The organism is Pseudarthrobacter sp. MOO13, from assembly GCF_058267655.1.
In genome coordinates this window covers 2351159-2373370 of sequence record NZ_CM177848.1, presented here as the reverse complement: position 1 = coordinate 2373370, position 22212 = coordinate 2351159, and the positions used below count along the sequence as shown (strand labels likewise).

The 22212-nt window shown below is 67.3% G+C and carries 20 protein-coding genes, 6 tRNA genes, 1 pseudogene and 1 riboswitch; of the genes and pseudogenes, 11 read left to right on the top strand and 16 right to left on the bottom strand.

All coding sequences use genetic code 11. The features are described 5' to 3' along the window. Window positions 1-31 precede the first annotated feature (31 nt). The 6 genes from AC4EEO_RS10985 to AC4EEO_RS10960 all read right to left on the bottom strand — a co-directional run bounded on the left by AC4EEO_RS10985 (window position 32) and on the right by AC4EEO_RS10960 (window position 5175). On the bottom strand, window positions 32-682 hold the full coding sequence (locus tag AC4EEO_RS10985) for a DUF3000 domain-containing protein (protein WP_491338840.1): 651 nt from the start codon (window positions 680-682) through the stop codon (window positions 32-34). A 66-nt stretch (window positions 683-748) separates the two neighbouring features. Continuing rightward, a complete protein-coding gene (locus AC4EEO_RS10980; RefSeq protein WP_018761125.1) occupies window positions 749-1846 on the bottom strand; it encodes a threonine aldolase family protein in 1098 nt (365 codons plus the stop codon). A 40-nt stretch (window positions 1847-1886) separates the two neighbouring features. After that, a complete protein-coding gene (locus AC4EEO_RS10975) occupies window positions 1887-2621 on the bottom strand; it encodes an SDR family NAD(P)-dependent oxidoreductase (protein WP_491338839.1) in 735 nt (244 codons plus the stop codon). Next, window positions 2618-3985, bottom strand: a complete 1368-nt coding sequence (locus AC4EEO_RS10970) for a DUF6421 family protein (protein WP_491338838.1) — start codon at window positions 3983-3985, stop codon at window positions 2618-2620. The genes AC4EEO_RS10975 and AC4EEO_RS10970 overlap by 4 nt, the downstream gene beginning before the upstream one ends. A gap of 165 nt (window positions 3986-4150) precedes the next feature. Continuing rightward, a complete protein-coding gene (gene msrB, locus AC4EEO_RS10965; RefSeq protein WP_133832322.1) occupies window positions 4151-4624 on the bottom strand; it encodes a peptide-methionine (R)-S-oxide reductase MsrB in 474 nt (157 codons plus the stop codon). A 59-nt stretch (window positions 4625-4683) separates the two neighbouring features. Further along, on the bottom strand, window positions 4684-5175 hold the full coding sequence (locus AC4EEO_RS10960; protein ID WP_133832259.1) for a hypothetical protein: 492 nt from the start codon (window positions 5173-5175) through the stop codon (window positions 4684-4686). Between the two features lie 157 nt (window positions 5176-5332). Here AC4EEO_RS10960 and AC4EEO_RS10955 point away from each other — a divergent pair, with 157 nt between their 5' ends. The 4 genes and pseudogenes from AC4EEO_RS10955 (at window position 5333) to AC4EEO_RS10940 (ending at window position 10913) form a co-directional block, all read left to right on the top strand. Next, the gene (locus AC4EEO_RS10955) at window positions 5333-6586 is read left to right on the top strand and encodes an alpha/beta hydrolase family protein (RefSeq protein ID WP_109864020.1); all 1254 of its coding nucleotides are present in this window, start codon (window positions 5333-5335) and stop codon (window positions 6584-6586) included. Between the two features lies 1 nt (window position 6587). Then, entirely contained in the window at window positions 6588-8159 is a 1572-nt protein-coding gene (locus AC4EEO_RS10950; protein ID WP_491338837.1) for a succinic semialdehyde dehydrogenase, read from the top strand. 38 nt (window positions 8160-8197) lie between these two features. Beyond that, window positions 8198-9075, top strand: a pseudogene (locus AC4EEO_RS10945) (SDR family NAD(P)-dependent oxidoreductase). A 59-nt stretch (window positions 9076-9134) separates the two neighbouring features. Beyond that, window positions 9135-10913 (top strand): multicopper oxidase family protein, encoded by a 1779-nt coding sequence (locus AC4EEO_RS10940; protein ID WP_491338836.1) that lies wholly within the window; start codon window positions 9135-9137, stop codon window positions 10911-10913. A gap of 25 nt (window positions 10914-10938) precedes the next feature. Here AC4EEO_RS10940 and ybaK read toward each other — a convergent pair whose 3' ends face one another. From ybaK to AC4EEO_RS10925, 3 genes are read right to left on the bottom strand one after another with little or no spacing between them, the layout of a single operon-like run. Continuing rightward, window positions 10939-11451, bottom strand: a complete 513-nt coding sequence (gene ybaK, locus AC4EEO_RS10935) for a Cys-tRNA(Pro) deacylase (RefSeq protein ID WP_133832261.1) — start codon at window positions 11449-11451, stop codon at window positions 10939-10941. 13 nt (window positions 11452-11464) lie between these two features. Then, window positions 11465-11926, bottom strand: coding sequence for a SufE family protein (locus AC4EEO_RS10930; protein WP_133832262.1), 462 nt, complete (start codon window positions 11924-11926; stop codon window positions 11465-11467). Window positions 11927-11936: 10 nt separating this feature from the next. Further along, window positions 11937-12881 carry a sulfurtransferase gene (locus tag AC4EEO_RS10925; protein WP_491338835.1) on the bottom strand — a complete coding sequence of 315 codons (945 nt, stop codon included), beginning with the start codon at window positions 12879-12881 and terminating at the stop codon, window positions 11937-11939. A gap of 215 nt (window positions 12882-13096) precedes the next feature. On the opposite strand from AC4EEO_RS10925, the gene zapE reads away from it, so the two are divergent. After that, entirely contained in the window at window positions 13097-14134 is a 1038-nt protein-coding gene (gene zapE, locus AC4EEO_RS10920) for a cell division protein ZapE (protein ID WP_133832264.1), read from the top strand. On the opposite strand, the gene AC4EEO_RS10915 is transcribed toward zapE, so the two are convergent. From AC4EEO_RS10915 to AC4EEO_RS10885, 7 genes are all read right to left on the bottom strand, one after another. Next, window positions 14131-15363, bottom strand: a complete 1233-nt coding sequence (locus tag AC4EEO_RS10915; protein ID WP_491338834.1) for a benzoate/H(+) symporter BenE family transporter — start codon at window positions 15361-15363, stop codon at window positions 14131-14133. The genes zapE and AC4EEO_RS10915 overlap by 4 nt on opposite strands. A 161-nt stretch (window positions 15364-15524) precedes the next feature. Beyond that, a complete protein-coding gene (locus AC4EEO_RS10910) occupies window positions 15525-15788 on the bottom strand; it encodes an antitoxin (protein WP_026264404.1) in 264 nt (87 codons plus the stop codon). Window positions 15789-15935: 147 nt separating this feature from the next. Next, window positions 15936-16007 (bottom strand) — tRNA-Val (locus AC4EEO_RS10905). A 31-nt stretch (window positions 16008-16038) separates the two neighbouring features. Next, a tRNA-Gly gene (locus AC4EEO_RS10900) sits at window positions 16039-16111 on the bottom strand. Between the two features lie 57 nt (window positions 16112-16168). Next, a tRNA-Val gene (locus tag AC4EEO_RS10895) sits at window positions 16169-16240 on the bottom strand. A gap of 37 nt (window positions 16241-16277) precedes the next feature. Then, window positions 16278-16348: transfer RNA gene (locus AC4EEO_RS10890), tRNA-Cys, on the bottom strand. A 47-nt stretch (window positions 16349-16395) separates the two neighbouring features. Further along, window positions 16396-16468, bottom strand: a tRNA-Gly gene (locus AC4EEO_RS10885). Window positions 16469-16863: 395 nt separating this feature from the next. On the opposite strand from AC4EEO_RS10885, the gene AC4EEO_RS10880 reads away from it, so the two are divergent. From AC4EEO_RS10880 to rpe, 6 genes are all read left to right on the top strand, one after another. Then, window positions 16864-16935, top strand: a tRNA-Val gene (locus AC4EEO_RS10880). Between the two features lie 104 nt (window positions 16936-17039). Then, window positions 17040-17903: a cytochrome gene (locus tag AC4EEO_RS10875; RefSeq protein ID WP_491338833.1), complete on the top strand. Its 864-nt coding sequence runs from the start codon at window positions 17040-17042 to the stop codon at window positions 17901-17903. Window positions 17904-17980: 77 nt separating this feature from the next. Beyond that, window positions 17981-18571: a peptide deformylase gene (def, locus tag AC4EEO_RS10870; protein WP_491338832.1), complete on the top strand. Its 591-nt coding sequence runs from the start codon at window positions 17981-17983 to the stop codon at window positions 18569-18571. Continuing rightward, the gene (gene fmt / locus AC4EEO_RS10865; protein WP_491338831.1) at window positions 18568-19488 is read left to right on the top strand and encodes a methionyl-tRNA formyltransferase; all 921 of its coding nucleotides are present in this window, start codon (window positions 18568-18570) and stop codon (window positions 19486-19488) included. Before def ends, fmt begins: the two co-directional genes overlap by 4 nt. After that, window positions 19485-21110: an RsmB/NOP family class I SAM-dependent RNA methyltransferase gene (locus AC4EEO_RS10860; RefSeq protein WP_491338830.1), complete on the top strand. Its 1626-nt coding sequence runs from the start codon at window positions 19485-19487 to the stop codon at window positions 21108-21110. The genes fmt and AC4EEO_RS10860 overlap by 4 nt, the downstream gene beginning before the upstream one ends. Before the next feature lie 70 nt (window positions 21111-21180). After that, the gene (rpe, locus tag AC4EEO_RS10855; RefSeq protein ID WP_133832268.1) at window positions 21181-21858 is read left to right on the top strand and encodes a ribulose-phosphate 3-epimerase; all 678 of its coding nucleotides are present in this window, start codon (window positions 21181-21183) and stop codon (window positions 21856-21858) included. Between the two features lie 39 nt (window positions 21859-21897). Then, a riboswitch (FMN riboswitch) is annotated at window positions 21898-22046 on the top strand. The last annotated feature ends 166 nt before the right edge of the window (window positions 22047-22212 follow it).

Genomic DNA, 22212 nt, shown 5'->3' with positions numbered 1-22212 from the left:
CAGTTTACCGGGCAGGTCCGTCAAAGCCCGGTCAGCTTCGGCGCCGGTGCGGGAGGGCGGTGACGCCGTCGGGGAGCGGCGGCAGCCCGGCGAAGGTGCACACCATGTCCGACCACGCCTCCAGGTGGGCCTGGACGTCGGAGGAATCCGGTGTCCAGGAGGCCCGGAGTTCGATGTCGATGGAGCCCGGGCGGCCGGCCAGGGTACCGAAACTTTCGGAGAGGACACGCGTGGCGGTGCCGCCGGCCGCCCGGTAGGCCGCCTTGTGGTTTTCGAGCGCCTCCACCAGCCAGGTCCAGGCCACGGTCCCCAGCATCTGGTCGTTGCCCATGTCCGGTTCGAGTTCAGCGCGGATATAGGTGACGATGCGGAACTCGCCGTCCCAGACGGCCGAGCCGTCGGGGTCGTGGAGCAGGATGAAACGCCCCGTGGCGAGTTCCGTTTCGTCCTCGCCCCCCGAGGCCGGGGCCGAGGCGAAGGCCATGGCTGCCGGGCCGTGCACCGGAGTTGCGGGGGCGCCGGCGCCGGGCGCCATGACTTCGGCGCCCAGAGCCACGGCGAAGGGTGCCAGGCGGGCGGGTGCCGGGATCTCGGCGAGGCGCAGTTCACTGCGGCACTGTGCCTTCCTGAGGGTTCCCAAGGCATGGACGAAAGCCGGGGGAACCTGGTCAAGTGCGTTCACCTTGGCAGATTACGGGGCAAGACGCGGCACCGCGGGAAGGCTCGCCGTCGCGGGCCGGTCACCCGGTCACCCGGTCCGGCCGTCCCGGTAGTCCCGGAGTTCGTGCCGGATCGCGGCGGCAAAGGCATCAACGTCCTCCTCCGTGGTGTCGAAGGAGCACATCCACCGGACTTCGCCGGCTGCCTCGTCCCAGTCGTAGAAACGGAAGGAGCCGCGGAGCCGGTCGGCCACGCCGGGGGGAAGGACGGCAAATACGCCGTTCGACTCCGTCTCCTGGGTGGGCCGGACGCCGTCGATGGTGTCGACGGCGGCGCGGAGCCGGGTGGCCATGGCGTTGGCGTGCGAGGCCGAACGCAGCCACAGGTCGCCTTCGAGCAAGGCGATGAACTGGGCGGACAGGAATCGCATCTTCGAGGCAAGCTGCATGTCCATTTTGCGCAGGTACACCAGGCCGTGGGCCGCCTCCGGGTTCAGGGCCACCACCACCTCCCCGTAGAGCAGCCCGTTCTTGGTGCCGCCGAAGGAGAGGATGTCGACGCCCGCATCGCTGGTGAAGGCCCGCAGCGGGACGCCCAGGTGGGCGGCCGCATTGGCCAGCCGCGCCCCGTCCATGTGCAGTTTCATGCCCTTCGCGTGGGCATGGTCGGCAATGGCCCGAACCTCCTCCGGGGTGTAGCAGGTGCCCAGTTCCGTGGTCTGGGTGATCGAGACTGCCAGTGGCTGGGCGCGGTGCTCGTCACCCCAGCCCCAGGCCTCCCGGTCGATGAGTTCCGGCGTCAGCTTGCCGTCGGGGGTGGGGACGTGGAGCAGCTTCAGGCCGCCGATGCGTTCCGGTGCGCCGTTCTCGTCCATGTTGATGTGGGCCGTGGAGGCGCATACCACGGCGCCCCAGCGGGGGAGCAGCGACTGCAGCGACACCACATTGGCGCCGGTGCCGTTGAAGACCGGAAAGCATTCGATGCCCGGGCCAAAGTGGTCAACCATCAGTTCGTGCAGCCGCGCGGTGTAGTCGTCTTCGCCGTAGGAGACCTGGTGCCCTTCGTTGGCGGCGGCCAGGGCTGCCAGGATCTCGGGGTGGACCCCCGAGTAGTTGTCGGAGGCAAACCCGCGCACGCCGGGGTCGTGCAGCCGCTGCGGGGCGCGTGTTTCTGCTGTTGTCGTCATTGGATTGCTCACGCTTTCAGTGTAGGGACAGTCGCGGCAGTCAGTCCGCCAGCCGGAGCCGGGCACCGTTTAGTTCGGCGGCCGGGGTGCCGAGCAGCCGGACGACGGCGGCAGCGAAGTCAGCCACGTCCGTCGCCCCCGGGAAGGACCGCTCCGGATGCTTGCGGCGCAGTCCGTCGTCCACCAGGGCCTTCACTGCCAGGACCACAGCGGCTGCCTGCCCGCCCCCGCCCCCGTCCTTCGAAGCCCTTCGGAAGCCGTCCGCCATGGCCATGGTCCAGGCTTCGGCGGCTGCCTTCGCGGCCACGTAGCTGGCCACCGCTGCGGTGGGCTTATCGAGTGAGGTGGAGGACACCATCGCGAAGCGGCCGTGAGTGGAGGCGGCGATGTCGTCGAAGAAGACGCGGGAGACGTTGCGCAGGGTGGTGATGGCGCTCCGTTCCAGGAACTCCCAGTCGTCGTCGGACTGGTCGACGATGCCCGTGGCGCCCCGCCAGCCGCCCACCAGGTGGATCACCGCGTCGACCGTCCCCAAGGCGTCCCCGACGTCATCGCGCAGCCGGCGGACCCCGGCCATCTCGGCGAGGTCGCACGTGAAGGGCGTGACGCCGTCGCCCGCCTCCCCTGCGGCCGCCTTAATGCGGGTTGCATCAGAACCCACCGTGGCTACCCGGTGCCCGGCGGCGGCCAGGGCCCGGGCAACGGCAATTCCGGACGCACCGCTGCCGCCGGCGACCAGGACGGTCAATGCCGTGCCGTCCGGCAACTGGCTCACAGTGCTGACCGGCCGGTGATTCCCGCGGTCGAATCGATGACCGGGCGCATCTTCTTCTCCAATGCTTCGTAGAACATGGACAGCGGGAATTCGTCGTCAAGCACCTGGTCCGTCAGTCCGCGCGGGGTTCCAGCCAACGGCAGGGCGTCAGGTCCCTTGGCCCAGACGGAGGCCGGGTTGGCGGTGACGGTAGCCGACACCAGCTGGTACGCGGCCAGCCAGTGTGCTGTCTTGGGCCGGTCGATCGAGCGCCAGTAGAGTTCGTCGATGCTTTCGCCCAGGGCGATCACGGCGTCTGCGACCTCGTCCCAGTCGATGGTCAGGCGGGTGTCCGTCCAGTGCAGCACATGCTGCTGGTGGAGCCAGGCGAAGAGGAGCTGGCCGCCCAGGCCGTCATAGTTCCTGACCCGGCTGCCGGTGATGGCGAAGCGGAAGATCCGGTCGAAGATGATGGCGTACTGCACCAGCTTCGCGTGGCGCCGGGCTTGCGGGTCGGCGTCGTCGTCCTTCTCAATCCGGACAGATTCGCGGAAGGCCGTGAGGTCGCAGCGAAGTTCTTCGAGGGAGTACAGGAAGTAGGGCATCCGCTGCTTGATCATGAACGGATCGAAGGGCAGGTCGCCGCGCATGTGGGTCCGGTCGTGGATAAGGTCCCACATGACGAAGGTGGCTTCGGTCAGGTCCTGGTCGGCCAGCAGCTCGGCGGCGCCTGGCGGCAGTTCCAGCGAGGTGATGTCCGCGGCGGCCTTGAGGACGCGGCGGAACCTCGCTGCTTCGCGGTCTGCGAAGATGGCGCCCCAGGTGAAGGTGGGAGTTTGGCTGACCGCCACGGTCTCGGGAAAGAGCACGGCGGAGTTGGTGTCGTAGCCGGGAGTGAAGTCCAGGAAACGGATGGGGACGAACAGCTTGTTCGAATAATCCCCGGCCTCCAGCCCGGCAATGAATTCGGGCCAGATGACCTCGATGAGCACGGCCTCCACCAGCCGGTGGCTGCTGCCGTTCTGGGTATACATGGGGAAGACCACCAGGTGCTGGAGGCCATCCTGGCGCTGCTGCTGGGGCTGGAACGCCAGCAGTGAGGCCAGGAAGTCAGGCACGGCGAACCCGCCGGCAGCCCACCCGGAGAAGTCCCGGCGAAGGGCGTCCAGGTAGGCCGCGTCGTGGGGGAACGCGGGAGCGAGGGCCTCGATGGCGTCGACGATGGCGGACACCTGCCGGGAGGCCTCGGGGTGGTTCTCGGCCTCGGGAACCGAGCCGTCCTGGGCCTGGAGGGCCTGCAGGGCGGTCGCGGCACCCTTGAGCCGGAGCCAGTCTTCGTTCCGGGCGGAAATTCCCGCCACAGCGGTGGTCAGGGCCTCTGTCATCGTCGGCTGCCTTTCTGGTTGCTTGCTTCTCTGGCGAGCGTAACAAGCAACCAGAATGACTTATGCCTGGCAGTGCTGAGCGTAAGAAACTGTTGGTCTCCATGTGCTTTCACGACCGTCGAGGCCTGCATGGAACTGGTTGATCGGGGGCCTCAGGGGAGTCCCTCAGTTCCCGGACGGAACGTCGTCCGCGTTTTCCTTCTCCACGAGCCGCAGGGACACGGAATTGATGCAGTACCGCTGGTCGGTGGGAGTGCCATAGCCTTCCCCCTCAAACACGTGGCCCAGGTGGGAGTCGCACGCGGCGCAGCGGACCTCCACGCGGTCCATGCCCAAGGTCCGGTCGTGGATATACCGCACGGTTCCCTCGGCCAGGGGTGCCCAGAAGGAAGGCCAGCCGCAATGGGAATCGAACTTCTCATTGCTGGTGAACAGTTCAGTCCCGCAGGCGCGGCACTGGTAGACCCCAGCCGTATGCGTGTCCCAGTATTCGCCGGTGTAGGGACGTTCCGTGCCGGCCTGGCGGAGGACCCGGTACTCCTCCGGCGTCAGTTCTTCCCGCCATTGGGCATCGCTTTTCTGCACGGGCGATTCAGTCGCGCTTGCCGTGGTGTCCGCTTGCCCGCCGGCATCCACCATGCCCGTTGCCTTATGACCGAAAATGCTGTTTCCAAAGATGCTCATGGCAATACCAACGCTCAGGAGTCGCCGATAAATCCCGAACCCGCGTACAGGTGCAGGACGGGAACGCCGAGCTGGTCCTGGGCCTTGTTGGCCCAGTCGGTGTGGAACGTATCCGCCACGGCGTGCGGCCGCGTGATCACCACCGCCTGCGAGGCACCGGTTTCCTTGACCTTGGCGACGAGGCTGTCCACCGCCTTGCCGGCCACCACCTGTCCGGTAACCCCTGAGCCCAGCCCCGCCAGTGCTGCGAGGGAGGCTGCGAGCGTCTCATCCGCATGAGCCCGCTCGGTGGCGTCATCCGGAGTGCCGCCCGCAAGCTCCCGGAACGCCTTCGCCACGTCCAGCATGGAGAGGTTTTCCAGGAAGTCCACCAGCAGGTGCCGCTCGGTGTTGGCCGGCACCAGGACCACCAGGCTGCTGTCGGACCCGTCCACGAGCTGTTCGATGTTCAGGCGGTCGTCCGCGCCCAGGGGTTCTTCTGTCAGGATGATGATTGGATCACTCATGGCCATAGCCTAGTCGGGCCCGTGCACGCCTGCACCGCGCCCCGCGGACACCGGCGGATTGCCGCAGGGCATGCCGCGGCCGGCAGGGAATGCGGGTATCTGACTCAACGCCGGTAAGAATAGAGCCATGGCACCTTTCCGGCGAGCGCGCCCTGCAATGACTGCACCCACCCGGGATTCCGGCGGGATGTCGCCGGGAGCGAAGTGGGCAGTGGGCGGCGCGATTGCCGGCGGATCACTGGCCGGCCTCCTGGGAGCCGGTTCCTCCGCCCTGGCCGTTTACTTCGCGCGCAGGGTAATTACTCCGGCGCGGCAGCGCACGGCGGACAAGGAAGTCCTGGCCGTCATCCGTGACGGCCACAAACAACAGGTGATCCTGGCAGCCAACGACGACACCACCGTTGACGGTGTGTACGGCTTCTTTTTCGACGGCGGCAAGGGCCACGCCCGGATCGGCCGGATCGTGTCCTACTCGCCCGCGGAGCGGACAGTCCTGCGCGAGGTGGAAGCCGTCTACAGCGGGGACCTCGCATCGGCCCGCTGGGGATGGTGGAGCGGCGCCACCTATCCCGACCCGGCCGCGGCCGGGATTCCGTTCGAGGATGTGCCCATCCCCGTGGAGCGCGGGGAGGCGCCCGCCTGGCTGGTGCGGGCCAAGGGGGCTGCGCGGACGTGGGCCATCATGGTCCACGGCCGCGGCGCAACCCGGCAGGAAGCCCTGCGCGCGGTGGGCCCGGCCCTGGAACTGGGCCTGACCAGCCTGCTGGTGTCGTACCGGAACGACGGCCTGGCGCCATCGGCCGATGACGGGCGCTATGGCCTGGGCTCAACGGAATGGCAGGACATCGAAGCCGCCATCGAGTACGCCCTGGCCAACGGCGCAGAGGAAGTGGTCCTGTTCGGCTGGTCCATGGGCGGGGCCATCTGCCTGCAGACTGCGGACCTGTCCCGCTACCGGCACCTGATCCGGGCCATGGTGCTTGATGCGCCGGTCATCGACTGGGTGACGGTGCTGGCCCACCACGCCCAGCTGAACCGGATCCCCTCGCTGGTGGGCCGGTACGGGCAACTGATGCTGGGCCATCCGCTGGGACGCCGGCTCACCGGCCTCTCGGCTCCCGTTGACCTGAAAATCATGGACTGGGTGTCCCGTGCAGTCGAGCTGCGGACCCCCACGCTCGTGATCCACAGCGTGGATGACGAGTACGTGCCCTATGGACCTTCAGCCATGCTGGCCGAGCGCAACCCCGAAATGGTGACGTTCGAGACGTTCAACCACGCGCGACACACCAAGGAATGGAATGTTGACCCGGACCGCTGGGAGCGCCTGGTCAAAGCGTGGCTCCGGCAACAACTCGCACCCCGGCTCAATCCGGGATCGGTTGGCCGGGTCACCCCGGCCGGAGCCTGAGTTGGGCGCGCCGGACGGCGTCGCCGCCTTGACGGCCCGCGGCCGGGACCTGGCTGCCGGACTCCAAGGGTTGGTGTCCGCGGCTCCGGGCCGCCCGCGGCACGCCACGAATGCACCGTTCGACGGCTCGCCGGTAGGGGACGTCCCGGTATGCAGCACCGCCGACGTCGAAACCGCCGTCGGCACGGCCCGCGAGGCACAGCGTAGCTGGGCGGCCATGCCGGTTGCCGAACGCCGGGCAGTCATCCGGCGGTTCCGGGAGCTCCTGCTGGACCGGGAGCGGGACGTCCTGGACCTGGTCCAGGCCGAAAGCGGAAAATCGCGGTTGAGCGCCTTCGAAGAGTTTGCGGACGTCGTGATGACGGCGGACTACTACCAACGCAACGTGGAAAGGTACCTCCGGCCGCGCCGCCGGAAGGGAGCATTGCCGGTCCTGACTCGCACCACCGAGTATCTGTTGCCCAAGGGCGTGGTGGGCGTCATCAGCCCGTGGAACTATCCGTTGACGCTCGCGGTCTCGGACGCCATTCCTGCGCTGCTGGCCGGAAACAGCGTCGTCTTGAAACCGGATTCGCAGACGCCATTCACGGCGCTCCTGATGCTCAGGCTGCTCCGGGATGCCGGACTTCCGGCAGCCCTGTTCCAGGTGGTGACGGGGCCCGGCACGGAGATTGGCCCCGCGATGATCGGGCAGGTCGATTTCCTGATGTTTACCGGATCGTCGGAAACCGGCAAGAACGTCGCCCGGCAGTGCAGCGCCCGGCTCATCGGCTTCTCCGCCGAACTCGGCGGCAAGAATCCCATGCTCGTGCTCTCAGATGCAGACGTTGGCCGGGCGGCCGCGGGTGCGGTGCACGCCTGCTTTTCAAACTCCGGCCAACTGTGCGTCAGCATTGAACGGATCTATGTGCACGCGGCAGTCCACGCCCCCTTCGTGGCCGCCTTTACCGCCCGGGTGAAGGCCATCCGCCTGGGGCCGGGCCCCGACTGGGGCATCGGCATGGGCTCGCTTATCAGCCAGGCACAGATCGATCGGGTGGACCGCCACGTCCAGGACGCGCTCGCAAAGGGCGCTGAACTTCTCGCCGGTGGACGCCGGCGGCCTGACCTGGGACCGCTCTTCTACGAACCCACCGTCCTGGCAGGTGTGACCGACGACATGCTTATGGCCCGCGAAGAAACCTTCGGTCCGGTGGTTGCCATCTACCGGGCTGCCGACGACGACGAAGCAGTCGCCCTGGCCAACGACTCCGACTTCGGCCTGAACGCCAGCGTCTGGTCCGCCCGCCACGGCGAAGAGGTTGGCCGCCGGCTGATGACGGGCACGGTCAACGTCAACGAAGGCTATGCCGCCACCTGGGCCTCCCATGACGCACCGATCGGCGGCATGAAGGATTCCGGGGCCGGGCGCCGCCACGGCCGGGAAGGCATGCTGAAGTACACCGAGCCGCAGACCATTGCGGTGCAGCGGCTGCTGCGGGTGGCTCCGGCCGCCGGCATGTCGAACAAGGCATACGCCCGCATCATGAAACGGGCCATCACCCTGATGGGCCGACTTCCCAGAGGCCGCTAGGACAGTGTCCGTGGCGCCGACATCCCAGGAGGAATGACATGGCCAAAGGAACCCGGCTTTCCGGTGCAACGCTGCTGGTCACGGGAGGCGGACGCGGGCTGGGCCGGCGCCTGGCGCTTGGTGCCGCCGCACGCGGGAGCCGGGTGGTGATCTGGGACGTCGACGCCGAACGGGGTGCAGCAGTCCGCGACGAAATACGCGCCGCCGGCGGCGCCGCCGATTCACAGGCCGTGGATGTCACCGACAACCAGGCCGTCAAGGCTGCCGCAGAACTGGCAGGGCCCGTGGACATTGTGGTCAACAACGCCGGCGTGGTCAGCGGCAGGAGGCTCCTGGAGGCCGCGGAGCAGGACATCGAACGGCCATGCAGGTCAACGTCCTTTCCCTGTACTGGGTCACGCGCGCGTTCCTTGGCGGCATGGTGAGCCGGCGCCGTGGAACCGTGGTGACCATCGCCAGCGCTGCGGCCCTGGTGGGAGTCGCCCGGCAGACGGACTACTCTGCCAGCAAGTTCGCCGCGTTCGGCTTCGACGAGTCCCTCCGCGCCGAGCTCCGGGCCGCGCACACGCCGGTCAACACCCTGGTGGTCTGCCCCTATTACATTGACACCGGGATGTTCGACGGCGTCAGGACCCGGTGGCCGCGGCTCCTGCCCATCCTGCACGAAGAGCAGGTGGCGAGCCGCGTCCTTGACGCCGTCGAGGCCGGCCGCCGCAAGCTGCTCCTGCCGCCGGTCGTCAACCTGCTGCCCGTGCTGCGGATCCTTCCGGTTGGCGTCTTCGACCGGGTCATGGACGTGTTGGGGGTCAACCAAACCATGGACCATTTCACCGGCCGGGCCGCGGGGCGGACTGGAGGGAATACCGGGGTGGCCCACCCCCTTACAGAGGGGACCCGGGACCCTATGACGGACTAAAGCACAGGTTTATCCTGCTGCCCAAGGGGGATACCGCTGCGAAGAAATGGGGCCCCAAAATGCGCATCACACGACGACAACTGCTGCAGGCCGGCGCTGTGGCCGGTGCAGGTGTTCTGACCCAGGCTTATGGATCCGGGGCCAGCCCGGGACTGGCGGCCCCTGGTTCCCCGCCCGGCACCTTTACGGAGCAGCTTCCCACGCTCGCCGACCTGGGGGTTATCGACATGCGGTCCGGCGGCAACCTTGAGTTGTGGGCCCGCAACTCCCGCCACCGCTTCCAGGCCGAAATGGGCCTTACCGACACGCTGACGTACCAGGACGCTGCATCATCCAGGAGTTACCTCGGGCCGGTCATCATTGCCCGGAAGGGTACGCCCCTGAGCCTCACCGTCCACAACGATATTGGGCGGCATCCCCTAGCCTTCGCCATCGACCCCGAGCTGGTCCCGCCCGGCAGCAACGACGCCCGATCTCCCAGGACGGCTGTCCACCTCCACGGCGGCAACACTGCACCAACGTCCGACGGCGGCCCTGGACAGACTTTCCGGCCCGGCGCCTCGTACACCTACCACTATGGCAACACCCAGGATGCGGCCGGCCTCTGGTACCACGACCACGCGCTGGGCCTCACCCGCCTGAATGTCTACGCCGGGCTGGCTGGTGGCTACCTGCTCCGGGACACCCGCAGCACGGGCATCGACACCGGCGACGGGACACATCTTCCACCGCCGCCATATGAATTGCCGCTGGTCATCCAGGACCGCATGTTCAACCAGGACGGCTCGTTTGCCTACCCGCCCAACCCCGATCTGGTGGGCGCAGACGGCACGGCCCGGCCCTGGGCCCCTGAGTTCTTCGGCGACGTTGCCACGGTCAACGGAAAATGCCGGCCCAACCTGGACGTGGCCCGCGGCAAGTACCGCTTCCGGATGTTCAACGGCTCCAACGCGCGGTTCTACGACTTCACATTCATCGCGGACGGCAACGCGGCCATTTTCCACCAGATAGGGTCCGACGGCGGCCTGCTGGGCGTCCCGGTCAGGCTCAACAGGCTGGTGATGGGACCCGGTGAGCGGGCAGACATTGTGGTGGACTTCGCCGGGCTGAAGCCAGGTTCGAAGGTGGTCCTGGCCAACAGCGCCCGGGTGCCCTTCCCGAACGGGCCGGAATCTGTCCAGCGCGGCGCCATCCCCCTCCCACAGATCATGCAGTTCACCGTGCTGGCGCAGTCCGGCTACACGGTGCCGCTGCCGGCCCAGCTGCGGTCCGAGCCTCTCACCCGGCTCGTGGAACTGCCCACCGTGGCCACCAGGTCCATGGCATTGGTGGAAGTGGCGAACGCGGATGACGTTCCCATCATGGCGCTGCTGAACAACAGGATGTTCGACAGCCCCGACATCACGGTAGTGAAGCAAGACACACTTGAGCAGTGGGAGCTCATCAACACCACCGTGGACGCCCACCCGATCCACCTTCACTTCACCCAGTTCCAGGTGCTCAACCGGCAAAAGTTTGATGCCGACTCCTACCTTGAGGCCTCGGACTTCGTGGACCCCAAAACCGGACTCGTCACGCCCGGAAGGGGGTGCGCTGTACCGGTCAAGCCCTTCCTGATCGGCCGTCCCAAGGCCGCGCCGGCCAATGAACGCGGATGGAAGGACACCGTGGTGGCGATGCCTGGCGAAGTAACGCGGATCCGCGTGCCCTTCGGTGCGGCCGCGGCAGGAGGAGCCCCATTGGCCATGGGCACCTCCTTCACGGGTGAATACGTCTGGCACTGCCACATCCTGGAGCACGAGGACAACGACATGATGCAGCGGTACCTGATCGAGTAGCCGGGGGCTCCCAGCCCCTGCACTGCTATGGACGGGAGCTGCCCGCAGCCGGCGAACCAATGGGCGCCGAAACAGCGTCCGTGAGCCGGATCAGGTCCGCTGGCGCCAGTTCGATGTCCAGTCCGCGCCTGCCCCCGGAGACCAGCAGGGTCTCCAGCCGCAACGCGGAGGAATCCAGGACCGTGGGGGAGGGCAGGCGCTGGCCGAGGGGCGAGATGCCGCCCACGACATAGCCGGTGCGCCGCTGGGCGACAGCGGGATCAGCCATGGACGCTTTCTTTGCCCCGAGCGCCGCGGCCATTGCCTTGAGGTCAAGGGTGCCGCTGACCGGCACGATGCCGACAGCAAGCCTCCCCTCCACGTCCACCATCAGGGTCTTGAAAACCTTGGACGGATCGATTCCCAGGGCGGCGGCTGCCTCTGCGCCGTAGCTGCCGGCGCCCGGGTCATGGATGTACGGGTGCAGCACGAAAGGAACCCCGGCCGCGGTCAATGCCGCCGTGGCCGGGGTTCCCTGGAAAGCATTCTTGCGCGCCATCGGGTGGACGCTCTCAGCTGTGGACGCGTGAAGCGGCGGCCACCTTGCGCTTGATCCGGCCCAGCATGGCCGTCATGCCCCGCATGCGGAGCGGGGTAATGGCCCGGGTGAGGCCCAGCAGTTCCGGCATGTCATCGGGGACGGACAGGATTTCCCCGGCGGACAAGCCATCCAGGCCCTCGTACAGCACACCGGCGAAACCCCGCGTGGTGGGAGCCTCGGCCGGGGCCTTGAAGTAGAGGTGCACCACGCCGGCCGGGCCGTCGTCGTTCTTCTCCGTCTCGATGGTGAGGAACAGCGGTGACTGGCACTCCACCACCTGCTCAAGGAGTTCAGGGTGGTCCTTGAGGCGGTCGGGCAATTCCGGCAACCCCTCCGAGAACTCCAGCAACAGCTGGAGCCGCTCGGGTTCGGACAGGGCCTGGAAATCGTCCACGATCGCCGCCAGGGCGGTGGGCAACGCTTGAGTACTCATCGTTCCAAGTCTACGCGGGCACGCCGGGCGTCAGGCCCCGGACGCCGACCGGAACGGAACCGCGCTCGGCGCCCTTGACGATCGGCACGCGGACGGCGTTGCCCCATTCCGTCCAGGAACCGTCGTAGTTGCGGACGGTCTCGAAGCCCAGGAGGTACTTCAGGGCGAACCAGGTGTGGCTGGACCGCTCGCCGATCCGGCAGTACGCCACCACGTCGTCGCCCTCCGTCAGCCCGGCCTCGCCAAGGTAGATGGCTTCGAGTTCCTCGCGGCTGCGGAACGTCCCGTCCTCGGCGGCCGCACGGGCCCATGGGATGGATGCGGCAGTGGGGATGTGGCCGCCGCGCAGGGCGCCCTCCTCCGGGTAGGCCGGCATGTGCGTGCGCTGGCCGGTGTATTCCTCGGGGGAGCGGACATCGATCAGGGGCTTGCCCAAGTGCGCCAGGACGTCGTCCTTGAACGCGCGAATGGGCGCATCCTCGCGCTCAACCACCGGGTAGCTGCCGGGTGCGGGGGAGGGCTTGTCCCTGGTCAGTTCGCGGCCTTCGGCAATCCACTTGTCCCGGCCGCCGTCGAGCAGCCGGACGTCCTGGTGGCCGAACAGCGTGAACACCCACAGGGCGTACGCGGCCCACCAGTTGGACTTGTCGCCGTAGATCACCACGGTGCTGTCCCGGGAAATCCCCTTCGACGCCGCGAGCTCGGCGAAAGCTGCGCCGTTGACGTAGTCGCGGGAGACGTCGTCGTTCAGGTCCGTGTGCCAGTCGATCTTCACGGCACCGGGGATATGCCCGGTTTCGTAAAGGAGCACGTCCTCGTCGGATTCGACCACGATGAGCTCGCCGTTGGCTACCGCGCCGGCTTCGATGGCGGCGGCCAGCCACTCCGTGGATACAAGCCGTTCGGGGTGGGCGTAGGCTGCGAACTTCTCATTCTGTTCAACCGGGTAGGGCATGGCGTTGGCCTTTCACTAAGGGCACGGAAAACCGTGGGACCGGCATTGGAACCTGTTCCCACCCTAGCCAGCGCCCCCGGCGTTGTCCGTATTCCGTTAACAGGGCGAAATGTTTGCTTGGTCACGCGGGCGTGCCGGAGATACCGCCAACCCCGGGTGCGGTCCCGGTTGCCGGTATCCTTTCTGGGGACCAACCACGAGCAGAACGGACCACCTTGGTACAGATCGAACAGCTTGCCGCCCGTACGCCGGCAGTTTCGGTGGACGAGCTCCTCAAGGGCTTCTACCCATCGCCGCGGTTCGGGGAGGTTTCCTTTTCGAGCTACCGCCCGGACCCCAAGCAGCCAAGCCAGGCCGCAGCAGTGCGCGCCCTTGAGGAATTTGCCGGCGGCGTGGGAGCGGGCAATGGGGGCGGGCTGTTCAAGAAGCTGTTCGGCAAGAAGGACGAATCCAGGGCAGGCATCTACCTCGACGGCGGATTCGGCGTGGGCAAGACCCACCTGCTCGCATCGCTCTGGCACGCTGCGCCCGGTCCCAAGGCCTTCGGTACCTTCGTGGAGTACACCAACCTGGTGGGCGCCCTGTCGTTCCGCAAGACCGTGGAAGCGCTGAGCAGCTACAAGCTGGTCTGCATCGACGAATTCGAACTTGACGATCCGGGCGACACCGTCCTGATGTCCCGGCTCATGCGGGAACTGGCCGACGCCGGCGTCAAGCTCGCTGCCACGTCCAACACCCTCCCCGGTTCCCTGGGCGACGGCCGTTTCGCGGCGGTCGACTTCCAGCGCGAGATCCAGGTGCTTGCGGACCAGTTCGAGGTCATCCGCATCGACGGTGAGGACTTCCGGCACCGCGGCCTTCCCGCTGCCCCGGCACCGCTGAAGAACAGCGAACTGAACACGCACATGAAAGCGGAGTTCGACGGCAAGACCGTGGCGCAGGACGAGTTCGCCACCCTGATCCACCACCTGGCGGGCGTGCATCCCAGCCGCTACCGGCAACTTATCGACGGCATCGACGGCGTGGTGTGGCGGAACGTGGAAACCATCAGCGAGCAGGCCGTGGCGCTGCGGTTCGTCGTCCTGGCCGACCGGCTCTACGACAAGGACGTTCCCATCCTGGCCAGCGGTGTCCCGTTCGACAAGCTGTTCACCGAGGAAATGATGACCGGCGGATACATGAAGAAGTACTTCCGCGCTGTTTCCCGCCTCACCGCGCTGGCCCGTGAAGGCCAGAACCACGAACCCTCCTAGGTCCCGGCCCTCTCCGGGGCGGCGCGCCGTCGTGGAACCAGCAGCGCCCGCACCGCCAGGCCGGCGAGGAGCGCCCAGAACGCGGACCCGATTCCGGCGAAGGCCAGGCCGGACGCCGCCATCAGGAACGTGACCGCAGGAGCTATCCTGTCTTCCGGGTCCGCCAGCGCGGCCGACACCGCCGAGGCGAGGGTCCCCAGCAGCGCGAGCCCGGCCACTGCTTCCAGCATCCCCGCCGGTGCCGCACCCACCACGGCCACGAGGGCAGCGGAAAACGCTGCCAACAGCAGGTACGCGGGGCCCGACACGAAACCGGCGATCCACCGCCTGCTCCGGTCCGCGCCTGCCTCCTCGCCGGCGGCAAGAGCCGCGCTGAGCGCTGCAAGGTTGATGGCATGGCCGCCGAACGGTGCCCCCAGGACGGTCCCCGCACCCGTCACCAGCATGGCCGGCCGCCACGGGGTTTCATATCCGAACGACCGCAGGACTGCCACCCCGGGGACGTTCTGGGATGCCATGGTCACCACGAACAACGGGACCGCGATGCCCATCAACGCCTGCAGGGTGAAGGCGGGTGTGGTCCACACCAGGGTGGGGATGAGGGTCGCGGCGCCGAGGGCAGTCCCGCCGGCCGCGACATGGATCCCGATCACCAGCAGGGCGACCAGCAGCGCGGCCGGCACGGCCCACCGTGGAGCGAACCTCATCATCACCAGCCAGCACAGGATCACGGGGGCTACGAACCATGGAACCGTGCCCAAGGCCTTGAAGGGCGCCAGGCACAACTGAAGCAGGACACCTGCCAGCATCGCCTGCGCAAGCGTGGGCGGGATGGCTGTCAGCAGCCTGCCGAGCGCGGGCACCAGGCCGGTCAGCGCCAGCAGTACCCCCGCCACGAGGAAGGCCCCGACGGCGGCCGGCCAGCCGCCGTCGGGCATTCCCGAAGCTGCCAGCAAAGCGGCGCCCGGCGTTGACCATGCCAGCGTCACCGGAACTTTGGAGCGCCAGGCAAGCAGCAGCACACCAAGCCCGACGGCGAGCGTGACCGCCAGCAGACCGGAGGCAGCCTGGGCAGGATCGGCACCCACCGCCCTCAGGCCGGCGAGGACCACAGCAAAGGACGACGTAAAGCCCACCAGCGCGGTGACGATTCCGGCGACCACGGGCCGGGAGTCCAGCCGGGACCGCCCACCGGAGGCTGTTGTGGGAGATGCTGCGGACTTTGGCATACCGGCAGGTTACCGGCGCGGCTTGGCGAACCGGCAATTGGGTGCTCCGCTGGTTGGTCGCAGCGAGGGCCTGCCGTTAAACGACAAAGGTGCAGGTGCCGCCTCCCGGCGGGACCTGCACCTCCTTGACGTGCCGGGGCAAGGGCCCCTGGCCAAATCCTCTAGGGCGTCCTGTCAACCGGCGGAACCGGGGTTTCAGGAGCAACCGGCGGAACCTGCCCGGCGGCAGGTGCCTGGCCGGGAGTTCCGTTCTTGTCAACGAGCTTCGAAGCGCCATCCTGGATTTTGTCGACGTGGCCCGCGTACTTGCCGCCGGTCTTGGTGTCGACGAAATCGCCGGCCTTGGTGATGCCGTCCTTGATGGCCTGCTCGTTGCCTTGGATCAGACCCTGAGCCTTGCCCTTTAGATCGTCAAGTAAACCCACGAGCACCTCCCTTCGATCGCGGAGCCAGGTCGCTCCTCGCGCAATCGATCCTAGCCGCGGAGGGAAGGCATGCCAAGGAAATCCCGTTCGCCCGCAGCGTATCCCCGGGCAACAAAAAAGCAGCTCCGGAGAGCTGCTGCATAAGTGTGGGCGATACTGGGATCGAACCAGTGACCTCTTCCGTGTCAGGGAAGCGCGCTACCGCTGCGCCAATCGCCCGGAACCGGAAGACCGGTATGGGATAAAAGAGAGCGGACGACGAGATTCGAACTCGCGACATCCACCTTGGCAAGGTGGTGCTCTACCAGCTGAGCTACGTCCGCATTTTGCAGCTTGTCCCGGATATTCCGGTGGTACTGCCGGCAAGTTTCCTTGCCGAGTGGGCGATACTGGGATCGAACCAGTGACCTCTTCCGTGTCAGGGAAGCGCGCTACCGCTGCGCCAATCGCCCATTGCCTCCGGTAACCCGGAAACCATGGTTTTCACCGAGGTGGGTACGGGATTCGAACCCGTGTATACGGCTTTGCAGGCCGCTGCCTCGCCTCTCGGCCAACCCACCGTGTTAGCGTCAATTCCGAAGAATATTTGCTGTGACAGTGTCCTGCGAGCGGACGACGAGATTCGAACTCGCGACATCCACCTTGGCAAGGTGGTGCTCTACCAGCTGAGCTACGTCCGCATTTTGGAGGCTTGATTCCCTGCCGTTTCCGGCATTTCCTCGCGTTCCAACGAGTAAAAACAATATAGGAGGTTCCGGGATTCTCCAAATTGCCTCCGGCCGGCAACGGTCATGCGGCTCCGCTTCGGCGTCATGACGCGGATTTTGTGACTTACAAGCGTGTAATTCGATCGTGGCCGGGATCCGGCGGAAGCGGCCGCGGGGGCTCACCCTGGTGCCTCCCCCATGGTGCGTTTGCCGCGCATAGGTTCCGCGGGCCCACCGTCCACCTCGACCCGGGCCTCTCTCGAGGGTGACGGAAGCAGTGCCCAGCCCCCGACCCACGGGCATGCTTCCTGCCTCGAGAAGCCGATTTTTGAAATGGCCGGAAGGTCGGCTAGCATTCAAATGCATCGGGGCGATTGGCGCAGTGGTAGCGCGCTTCGTTCACACCGAAGAGGTCACTGGTTCGAACCCAGTATCGCCCACCGCAAAGGTCCGTTTCCGCTCATACGCAGCGGAGACGGACCTTTTTTGTGTTCGGATCCAGCGTCCGGAGATTTTGTCGGCCCCCTGTGAAAGAGTCTTTTGTATGACTGATCCGCTTCTTGCCCACGCTACTGAATACGGCCGGATGTACGCACGGTCCACGTCTGAACAGTTTTCCGTGCCGTCCATCACCACCGTCATCAGCCAGCAGCCGCACGGCCTGGACGGCTGGTTCGGATACATGGGTGCCAGCAGCCTGGCGAACGACCCCCTGCTCGCGGACTGCCTGGGGAGTCCGGCGAAAATCAAGCAGGCCGTCAACCGCGCGGCGAAGGCAGCCGAGACCTACCGGGACGACGCCGCCAGGCGGGGGGACCGGGTCCACAACTACTGCGAGCAGGTGGCGCTCCGCGCGCTGGGTCGCCCGCACACCATGAAGGAAGCCCGCGAGGCCCTGGCCGCAAACGGGGAAGAAGCCTTCGCCGTCCGCTTTGACGAGTGGTGGGAGCTCTTCCGGGTGGAGCCCATCGCCCCCGAGATCACGGTCTGGAACAATACGGTGGGCTATGCAGGCACCCTTGACCTGGTGGCCCGGATCAACGGACGAGTCTGCCTGATCGACTACAAAACCAAGGGCACCACCCGCGACGGACTGGTCAAACCGCTCGATGACAAGGTGGTCATGCAGCTGGTTGCCGGCATGAAGGCGGAGGAAAGCCTGGTGGATGCGGAGGCCGGAACCTGGGAGCCCTGGAAATACGGCGACAACCCGGTCCTGCTGGCTGTCGCCATCGGTAAAACCGAGGTGCGTCCGGTCCGTGCCAATCCCGAAGTCCTCAAGCACCACTGGTGGAAGTTCTGCGCCTTGCGCCGGGTGTGGGAACTGTCCGCGGACACCCTCAGCGCCGGCACGGCGCTGCTGCCCATCGCGCCGCCGCCGCTGGCACAGGCCGCCCGTACCGCCTAGGACCGAGCCGAGCGGCGGGGGACTGCACCTAAACTGGACAGGTTCCCTTTGCCGCCAACCGTGAGGAATAACTGCGCATGGCTATCCTGAATATCCGCATCATCGGCGATCCCGTGCTTCGCACCGTGGCCGATCCCGTGACGGAATTCGGACCCGAGCTTGCCAAACTGGTCGCCGACATGACCGAGACCATGGAGGACGTGGAAGGCGCCGGCCTGGCCGCGCCGCAGGTCGGCGTCAGCAAGCGTGTCTTCACCTACCGCATTGACGGCGTGGAGGGCCACATGATCAACCCGGTGTTGGAGAACAGCGAGGACTACCAACCGGACCAGGTGGAGGGTTGCCTGTCCATCCCCGGCCTCGGCTTCCCGGTCCGCCGTTTCCGCACCACCCGGGTCACCGGCGTCGACATGCACGGCAATCCGGTGACGGTCGACGGCGAGGGTCTGCTGGCGCGGTGCTTCCAGCATGAAAACGACCACTTGGACGGCATCCTCTACACCGACCGGCTGGAGGGTGAAGACCGGAAGGCAGCGCTGCGCTCCATCCGCAATGCCAATTACGACGCCGTCGCCGAACGCACCACGGCCAAGCGCGCCAAGAGCGTCGGGTCCAGCTTCGGCGGCACAAGTTTTGGTGCCCCCGGCAGCTTTGGCAACGCCGAATGAGGGTCCTCTTTGCCGGTACTCCGGCAGTCGCCGTTCCCTCGCTCGATGCCCTGGTCAACGCCGGCTTTGAGGTCGTCGCAGTCCTGACCCGCCCCGATGCGCCGCTGGGGCGCAAGCGCGTGCTGACGCCCTCCCCGGTTGCCCGGCGCGCGGCTGAGCTGGGCATCGATATCATCCACGCGGCCAAGGTGGACGCCGGCACCACCGCACGCATCTCGGCTGCCGCGCCTGACGTGGCAGCCATCGTTGCCTACGGCGGCCTGGTCCCGCCGGCCGCGTTGGCCGTGCCCCGCCACGGCTGGGTCAACCTGCATTTCTCCCTGCTGCCGGCGTGGCGTGGAGCAGCGCCGGTGCAGCGGGCCGTGATGGCCGGAGACGGCCTCACCGGTGCCGTCACCTTCCGGCTTGAAGAGGGGCTCGATACCGGTCCCGTCTTCGGGACGCTGACCGAGCCGGTGGGCGCCAACGACACCGCGGGCGACCTGCTCGAGCGGCTGTCGCGCAGCGGAGCGGTCCTGCTGGCCCAGACACTGTCCGCCATCGACGCCGGACAAGCGGTGCCGCAGCCGCAAACGGGCGATGTCACCCTCGCCCCGAAGCTGACCTTGGACGACGGCCGACTCACCTGGGCCCACCCGGCGCTTGCCATCAGCAGGCAGGCGCGCGGCGTCACCCCCGAGCCGGGAGCCTGGACCATGCTGGATGGCCAGCGGATCAAGCTTGAGCCGGTCCGGCTCCGGCCGGATGTTGCCGGCCTGGCGCCGGGGTCGGTGTCCGTCCAGGGAAAGAGCGTCATGGTGGGAACGGGATCGCACGCGGTGGAACTCACCCGGATCCAGCCCGCCGGCAAGAAAATGATGGCTGCCGCCGACTGGGCGCGCGGGATGGCTTCTATGGAGGGCGTGGTGTTCGAATGAGCGGTTCCGGAGAAAACCCGGGCGGCCAGGGCAGGCCCGGAGGGCGGGGGAACGCCGGGCGGAACGGCCAAGGCGGCAGCGGCGTTTCCGGCGGCCGCGGTCGAGGCAGCGGTGGTTCCGGCGATGCCAGCCGGCGGAACGCCAAGGGACGGGAACGCAACCGCGGGCCGCAACGGAGCTTCACCGAGCAGGCGCCGTCGCAGCGGACCCGGCGCGCCGACCCCGCACGGCTGGTGGCCTTCGAGGTTTTGCGCGCCGTCGCACAGGAGGATGCCTACGCCAACCTGGTGCTGCCCGCACGGATCCGGCACCACCACCTGGACAAGCGGGACGCCGGCTTCGCCACCGAGTTGAGCTACGGTGCGCTGCGCAGCCAAGGCACCTACGACGCCATCCTGGCCCGGTGCGTGGACAGGCCGCTTGACCAGCTTGATCCGGCCGTCCTCGACGCCCTCCGGATCGGCGTCCACCAGCTGCTGGCCATGAGGGTCCCGGCCCATGCGGCATTGGACCAAACGGTTGGACTGGCCCGCGCCGTCATCGGTGCAGGCCCTTCGGCACTGATCAATGCAGTCCTGCGCAAGGTCACGGCCCGCACCCTTGATGAATGGCTGGACCTTCTGGTGGCGGGCGAAACCGACGACACGAAGATCGCGTCGCTGCGGTACGCCCACCCGGAATGGATTGTCCGGGCCATGCGGCAATCGCTGGTGGCGCACGGCCGCCCCGCCACCGAGATCAACGCGCTGCTCGAAGCTGACAATGCGGCACCCGTGGTCAACCTGGTGGCGCTGCCCGGGCTCGGGAGCCTGGAGGAAGCCCTGGAAACCGGTGCCAGGCCCGGTGAACTGGTGGAGGGATCCGCGCTGTCCAGCGGCGGGGACCTGGGCCGCCTGGCCTCTGTCCGGGCCGGAACCACCCGCGTGCAGGACGTCGGTTCCCAATTGGTGGCCAGGGCGCTTGCCGCCGTCGACCTCGGCCCGGCGGCGGATGCCGCTGGCGGGCCAACTGCGGCCGTTTCCCCGGAGGCGTGGCTTGATCTTTGTGCGGGGCCTGGCGGGAAGGCGGCATTGCTGGGGGCCCTGGCCCACCAGCGCGGCGCCACGCTCCTGGCGAACGAACCGGCGCCGCACCGGGCAAAGCTCGTGGGCCAGGCCCTGGCCGCGGTGCCGCACGAGAGCTGGCAGGTCCGCACCGGAGACGGCCGCGGTGTCGGAACGGAGCAGCCCGGCGGTTTCGACCGCGTCCTCGTGGACGTCCCGTGCACGGGCCTGGGAGCGCTGCGCCGCCGTCCGGAGTCCCGGTGGCGGCGCTCACCCAAGGACATCGCGGACCTCGGCCCGCTGCAGCGTGAGCTGCTGGCATCCGCGCTGGCAGCGGTCCGTCCCGGGGGAGTCGTTGCCTACGTGACCTGTTCGCCGCATCCGGCGGAAACCACCGCCGTCGTGGCTGACGCACTCCGGAAACGCGACGACCTTGAGCTCCTTGATGCCGGCGCCGCCCTGGACGCGGTCAGCCTCACCGGCAACCTTGGCGCCGGACATGAGTTGACCGCCCAGCTTTGGCCCCATGTCCACCACACCGACGCCATGTTCCTGGCCCTCATCAAAAAGACATCCTGACCCGGAGTGTCCCTGCCAGGGCAGGGACACTCCCGGCAACACCCCCACACCTTCAGCGAAAGGCACTTCCGTGGCGCAATGCTGCATCAACCCGAGCATCCTCTCCGCCGACTTCGTCAACCTTGAGGCCGAACTCCAGCGGATCAGCAACGCCGACGCCGTGCACGTGGACGTGATGGACAACCACTTCGTCCCCAACCTCACCCTTGGGCTGCCGGTCGTGCAGCGGATCCAGGCGGTCAGCCCCGTTCCGCTGGATGCGCACCTGATGATTGCCGATGCCGACCGCTGGGCGCCCGGGTTCGCCGACGCCGGGCTCGCCTCGGTCACCTTCCACGCCGAGGCCTCCATCGCCCCCATCAAGCTCGCGCGGGAACTGCGCAGCAGGGGCGCCAAGGCCGGGATGGCCTTGCGGCCGGCCACGGCGGTTGAACCGTACCTGGACATGCTGCCGGAACTGGACATGCTGCTGATCATGACCGTGGAGCCGGGCTTCGGCGGCCAGGCTTTCCTGGATATCACGCTGCCCAAGATCCGCAGGGCCCGGGAAGCGGTGGACGGTTCGGGACTGGGAGTCGCCATCCAGGTGGACGGCGGTATTTCGGAGGACACCATCGCCCGCGCCGCCGAAGCCGGCGCCAACGTCTTCGTCGCCGGCTCCGCGGTCTACGGTGCGGAGGATCCGGCCGCAGCCATCGAGCTGCTCCGTGCAAAGGCCAGCCGGACGTTACGTGCGGCGACGGAATAACCGGCTGCCCCTGCCGGTTGTGGCACAATAACAACACACATACGTGCTCCGGGGTCGGTGTAAGTCCGAACCGGCGGTGACAGTCCGCGACCCGCGAGCCGGTGCCCTTTCCACAGGGACCCGGCAGACGGTTGAACCGGTGGAATTCCGGTACCGACAGTTAAAGTCTGGATGAGAGAAGCACGTACAGCTGTATCTGCGGGCCTTTGGGCTCCGCAGCGTTCTGCTGTCGTATATCCCCGGAGCCATCGCGGTTCGAGAGGGAAGGAACGACACGAATGAACCCCCAGCGATGGCTCTTCAACGCCACAAGTCCTGCTGCTTCCACGGCAGGCACCAACTCCCCGACGGCCG